Origin of the sequence: Bartonella sp. AP57NXGY, assembly GCF_042195805.1 — a bacterium.
Lineage (GTDB): Bacteria > Pseudomonadota > Alphaproteobacteria > Rhizobiales > Rhizobiaceae > Bartonella.
Genome location: NZ_JBHIOZ010000479.1, coordinates 1 through 768, shown reverse-complemented (window position 1 = coordinate 768; position 768 = coordinate 1). Strand labels below are relative to the sequence as shown.

Here is a 768-nt window from a genome sequence, read left to right as displayed (position 1 = left end):
TTCAACAAGCCGGTTTTCAAACCAAAATAATTCCTAACCAAGGAACAGGCGCTGTTAAAATGCGTATCGAAGCCGTAAGGCGGTTGTTTCCTGCTCTATGGTTTAATCGTGAAACGACATCTGCCGGGAGAAAAGCGCTCGCCTGGTATCATGAAAAGCGTGATGAACAGCGCAATATCGGACTAGGCGCTGAACATGATTGGGCAAGCCATGGCGCCGATGCCTTTGGACTGATGTGTGTGGCTTATGAACAACCAAATGCTAGAGCGCAAAAAAAACCTTATCGCTCTTCTCACCATTCTCAAACTTCATGGATGGCTTTTTAATGAATAGTTCTACAAATTCTTCTTTTAATCAAATCGAAACGCTTGAAAATCAAGCTCTCTTTAAAAAACTCGTGGGATGGTATCAGGATGATATTACCCATGTCGAAAAATGGCGAAAAAATGCCCAAGAAGATTACGATTTTTATAATGGGCGGCAATGGAATGAGCAAGACCTTGCTGTCTTGCACGAACAAAACAGACCCGTGATGACTTTTAATCGTATTGCACCTTTAATTAATGCTGTCATCGGGGCTGAGCGCAATAATAAAAGGCAAGTCCAATTTATTCCACGACAAGAAGGCGCTGCCTTTGCAAACCAGATTCTGACAGGAGCAGCCGAATGGTTTCGCGATGAAGCCGATGGCGAATACGAAGATTCCGATGCTTTTCAAGATGCAATTATTTGCGGTATGGGCTGGACAGATACACGCCTTGATTATGA

At 43.5% G+C, this 768-nt stretch carries 1 protein-coding gene and 1 pseudogene; both read left to right on the top strand.

Annotated elements, in window-relative coordinates:
- A pseudogene (locus tag ACFIL8_RS11590) lies at window positions 1-326 on the top strand (PBSX family phage terminase large subunit); the annotation flags it as partial.
- A partial coding sequence (locus ACFIL8_RS11585) for a portal protein (RefSeq protein ID WP_375689931.1) occupies window positions 311-768 on the top strand: 458 nt, incomplete at its 3' end. The pseudogene ACFIL8_RS11590 and the gene ACFIL8_RS11585, both read left to right, overlap by 16 nt.